Here is a 4,744-nt window from a genome sequence, read left to right as displayed (position 1 = left end):
AATGCCGTTAAGGGTTTAACTGGCGGTTTGAATAAAATAAAATCACCATAACGCGCTGTTAAATAACTAATAATTTCACTGTCACTCTTTCCATCCTTAACCAGCTCATACACTTGCATACGCAAATCTTTGGCGAGACTTGCATGAGAGTCAGCCAAGTCCTGATTTTGACAAACTAAACAACGCAGCTCTTTTAATAAATGCAAAAATTGCGCTTCCTGCTTCGGTGTTTCCAAGGGATAAAGTGTATTCGCATGCCCAGTAGATAAAAACAAAGAAACCAGGAACAGGCTTAAACAGACTTTCCATCTCATTATGCTTCATCCTGCAAAATTTTCATAAGCGGCACGAAATCGGATTGCCAGGTTTTTTCGTCCAGAATGCCTACATGACGGTAACGAATAATACCTTTCTTATCAATAAGGAAAGTCTCTGGAGCACCATAAACACCTAGATCAATAGCAACTTTCCCTGTTTTATCTTCACCAACTGCTTGATAAGGATTGCCCCACTCTGTAAGCCATTGTTTAGCATTTTCGCTACTATCCTTGTAATTCAAACCGTAAATTGGCACCCCTTCACGAGCAAGTCGCAACAAAAACACCTGCTCATCAGTACAAGCAGCACACCAACTTGCCCATACATTTAATAAAACAACTCGCCCACGCATCAATTGTGGTGTAAGTAATTGATCTTGATCTAAAGTTGATAATTGAAATTTCGGTAAACCTTTTCCTATCTGTACTGAGGGAAGATTCTGTGGTTCCAAACCCAAACCACGCCAGAGAAAAACAACCAACAGAACAAAAACAACCAAAGGAATTAATCGCCAATACAGTGCTTTCATACTGCAACCTCTTGCACTTGATTAACTACTTTCTGGCGTTTCTGGTAATAGCGACGATCCGCCAAGGCAAGTAGCCCACCTGCTAAAATCATAAAACCGCCCCCCCAGATCCAACGCACAAAGGGTTTGTAATACAAACGCACTGACCAGGCTTTATCATCAAGGGGTTCACCTAAAGCGATATAAATATCGCGAAAGGGATTCACATCAATAGCTGCTTCAGTCATAGCCATTTGCCCAACATTGTAAATACGTTTTTCAGGACAGATAACAGTAACTTTATTCTTGTGTCTAATCGAAAAATAAGCTTGTGTACCGTGATAATTGGCCCCCTCTAGAGGAGATTCCCGCAGAAACCTAATTGTATAACCAGCCAATGATGCAGATTCACCGGGTGCCATTTTTACATCTTCTTGAACACCGTAACAATTCGATATTGCAATACCAATGACAGTCGCGGCAACACCGCAATGGGCAAGAACCATTCCCCAAAAAGCTTGACCTAGATTTCTTAGGCCCCGCTGCTTGCTACGACTATGAATAAGTTTTACTGTGCTTAATACTACCCAGAAAGCAAGTATTAGCCCTAAGAGCGCATAACCATCAATACGGCCCGCTAAAGCAAACTCTATACCCAGAGGCAACAAGAAACTGGCCAAAAATACGAGCCGCAATTTGGTCAATAATTTTTGCCAGCTATCTCGCTGCCAATTTAAATGAACGCCAATCCCCATGAGTATTACTAAAGGAATCATCAATGGAACAAACACTGAATTAAAATAAGGTGCTCCAACAGATAGCTTACCCAACCCAAGCCCGTCAATTAGTAGTGGATACACTGTCCCCATTAATACAGTAAGCATGGCCACTGCCAGAAAGACATTATTCAGCAGTAATGCACTCTCACGTGAAAGCGGTGAGGGATTATCACGACGCTGTAGCGTTTGCGCGCGCAGTGCAAATAAGGCTAGCGAACCACCAATCACGACTAATAAGAAACATAGAATGTAAAGACCCCTTTGAGGATCAACAGCAAAAGCATGGACCGAGGTTAATACACCTGAACGTACTAAAAAAGTACCTACAAGGCTGAGTGAAAAAGCAGTGATGGCCAGTAATAAAGTCCAAGCCTTAAATTGCTGTCGTTGTTCACTGACTGCGAGTGAATGCAACAAGGCAGTACCGACGAGCCAAGGCATAAAGGATGCATTTTCAACGGGATCCCAAAACCACCAGCCCCCCAACCTAACTCACGATAAGCCCACCAGCTACCCAAGGTAATCCCTGCAGTAAGACAGCACCAAGCAGCTAAAGTCCATGGTCTGGTCCACTTTGCCCAAGACGCTTCAACCCGCCCTACCCAAAGTGCGGCAATAGCAAAAGCAAAGGCAACCGAAAAACCAACATAACCCATATAAAGCATTGGTGGATGAAATAAAAATCCTGGATCTTGCAACAAAGGATTCAGATCACGCCCTTCTGTGTCTAACAATTGAAATTGTCGCGTGAACGGATTAGAGGTTGAAAGCAGAAAAAGGATGAAGCCAACACTCAGCCAACCCAGTACAACTAAGACCCGTGCACGCATTGCTGGATCTAAGGCGGAACTAAAAAACTAACTGCCAGCATCCATACACTTAATATGGCAACCCACAGTAACATCGAACCTTCATGTCCGCCCCAGACTGCACATAACTTATAAAACCAGGGGAGAGAAATACTGGAGTTAGTTAATACATAGGTAACGGAAAAATCATCACTCAGAAAACAAGCAGTGAGGCAGCAATAGGCAAAGGCTATAAAAACAAACTGTCCACTTGCGTAAAGGGGTGCGGCAGCAATCCAGTCTGCTTTGTTTCGCACAAGCCCCCAGGCAGGAATAAGCGACAGCAAAAAAGCAAATAACAAAGCCAATATGAGAGAAAACAAACCAATTTCAGCAATCATGCGCTTTTCTTCTCTCCTTGTTGAGCCGCTTTAGCCAAGGCATCTTTAACTTCTGGAGGCATATAGTTAGCATCATGTTTTGCTAATACTTCCTGGGCCTTGAATTGCCCATCAGAGCCGAGTTCGCCAAGAGCCACAATCCCCTGCCCTTCACGGAATAGATCGGGTAGAATCCCTTCATAATTAACCGTGACTGTTTGCTTGAAATCAGTTAGCTGAAACTGAACCGCCAATCCCTTACTTGCTCGCACAATGCTTCCTTTAACCACCATACCGCCTAAGCGAATTGTATGTTTGTTAGAAACCTCTCCATTAGCAATCTGAGTTGGGGTATAAAATAAACTGATATTCTGGCGCAATGCATAGAGCACTAAACCCGTGACTAACGCGAGAATAGAAATGATAAATAAAAGCAGTAGTATTTTACGCTTACGTACAACATTCATGAAGACTGTCTCTTAAACCATTGTTGTAATACTTTACGGGCGCGGACACGTTGTAATCGCAGGCCAACAATATTCATTACCAAAACGACTACTACCAGACCATAAGCAGACCATATGTAGGAGGAATAGCCCCCCATAGCGAGCCAGTGCATAAACTGAGTCATAATTCTCCCCTCTCCACCAGGTTCCTAACCCACTTCTGCTTACGCTCACGCAAGACTACCTCATTACGGGCCTTATGTAACATAACCCACAGACAATAAAAGGAAAACCAATCAGAGTCAATAATAAAGGATACAGCATCGTACTTGCGATTTTTGGTTTGGCAAAAACAGATAAAGTTGCACCTTGATGCAAAGTATTCCACCAATAAACAGAATAATGAATGATTGGCAAATCCACCAAACCAACCAAAGTCAAAATAGCGACGATTTTATCACCCTGCTCTTTATTCTGGAAAGCCGTTCCAGTCGCTAAAATTGCCAGATATAAAAGCAGTAAAATCAGCTCAGAGGTCAATCGCGCATCCCAAATCCACCATGTTCCCCACATAGGCTTGCCCCAGATACTGCCCGTCAGCAGTGCCAGAAAAGCCATAACTGCCCCAGTTTGGGCAGCAATTCCTAGCATTAAGCCCGCCATTTTAATACGCCAGACTAGCAAAAGCACTGCCAGAAATCCCATCCAACCATAAATCGCCATCGACAAAAACGCTGTCGGAACATGCACATAGATAATACGAAAAGCATCACCTTGCTGGTAATCCGGCGGTGCAAAAACCAAAGCCCAGATCATACCAAGTAAAAGAAAAAGCAACGCGCTGATACCCAAACAGCGAAGCCATGATCGGGTCAGTTCATAAAATGCCTTTGGCGACGCCATTTGGTATAAAAATTTCCACATAGGGAATAATTGGATCAGAAAAAACAGAAATTTTACCACGCATTAATCAGCAAGGCTAATGCGAATCACCGCTGCAATAGCAAAAGGTAAAAAACCAACTGCAAGAATGGATAAGGCCAGCAAGAGTGCTAAATAACCCGAGACAGGTAATCCTTGCATCACCGCGGTTAAACTGCCGCTGCCGAAGACCATAACCGGGATAGTAAGAGGTAATAAGATCAAAGCCATCAATACACCTTTTTGTTGCATACCCGCACTAAATGCAGCAGCCAGAGCACATAGAAAAAGAATAGCCGGTGTACCGACAATCAAACTGAGAAGTAAAATTATCGTTTCATAAGCAGTCAAATTAAATAATAAGGCCAATAAGGGACAAAAAATCAACATAGGGATTAGGTTAAGCAACCAATGTACCGAAACCTTTGCTCCCACAATCACACTAAGGGGATAGCCAGAAATCAACCATTGCTCCACAACACCGTCTTCGTAATCCTGCTGAAAAAACCCCACTGAAGCTAGCAACATAGCTAGTAACATGGCTATCCATACTAATCCTGGCGCGACAGTACGTAAAAGAGTAACGTCTGGTGGCATGGTTAAT

The 4,744-nt window shown here is 43.2% G+C and carries 6 protein-coding genes and 1 pseudogene; all 7 read right to left on the bottom strand.

Annotated elements, in window-relative coordinates; all coding sequences use genetic code 11:
* On the bottom strand, positions 1-314 hold a 314-nt coding region (locus BN58_RS08905; RefSeq protein WP_019216520.1), incomplete at its 3' end, for a cytochrome c-type biogenesis protein.
* Positions 314-847, bottom strand: a complete 534-nt coding sequence (locus tag BN58_RS08900) for a DsbE family thiol:disulfide interchange protein (RefSeq protein WP_019216519.1) — start codon at positions 845-847, stop codon at positions 314-316. The genes BN58_RS08905 and BN58_RS08900, both read right to left, overlap by 1 nt.
* A pseudogene (locus tag BN58_RS23605) lies at positions 844-2,794 on the bottom strand (heme lyase CcmF/NrfE family subunit). Before BN58_RS23605 ends, BN58_RS08900 begins: the two are co-directional and overlap by 4 nt.
* Complete coding sequence (ccmE, locus tag BN58_RS08890) at positions 2,791-3,240, bottom strand: cytochrome c maturation protein CcmE (protein WP_019216518.1); 450 nt, start codon at positions 3,238-3,240, stop codon at positions 2,791-2,793. The pseudogene BN58_RS23605 and the gene ccmE overlap by 4 nt, the downstream one beginning before the upstream one ends.
* Entirely contained in the window at positions 3,237-3,404 is a 168-nt protein-coding gene (gene ccmD / locus BN58_RS08885; RefSeq protein ID WP_019216517.1) for a heme exporter protein CcmD, read from the bottom strand. Before ccmD ends, ccmE begins: the two co-directional genes overlap by 4 nt.
* 55 nt (positions 3,405-3,459) lie before the next feature.
* Positions 3,460-4,122 (bottom strand): heme ABC transporter permease CcmC, encoded by a 663-nt coding sequence (ccmC, locus tag BN58_RS23600; RefSeq protein WP_232220469.1) that lies wholly within the window; start codon positions 4,120-4,122, stop codon positions 3,460-3,462.
* Positions 4,123-4,185: 63 nt separating this feature from the next.
* On the bottom strand, positions 4,186-4,744 hold a 559-nt coding region (locus tag BN58_RS08875; protein ID WP_019216515.1), incomplete at its 5' end, for a heme exporter protein CcmB.

The organism is Legionella tunisiensis (assembly GCF_000308315.1).
GTDB classification, from domain to species: domain Bacteria; phylum Pseudomonadota; class Gammaproteobacteria; order Legionellales; family Legionellaceae; genus Tatlockia; species Tatlockia tunisiensis.
Note: the sequence above shows the minus strand (reverse complement) of the source record. Positions and strands in the feature narration are given on the sequence as shown.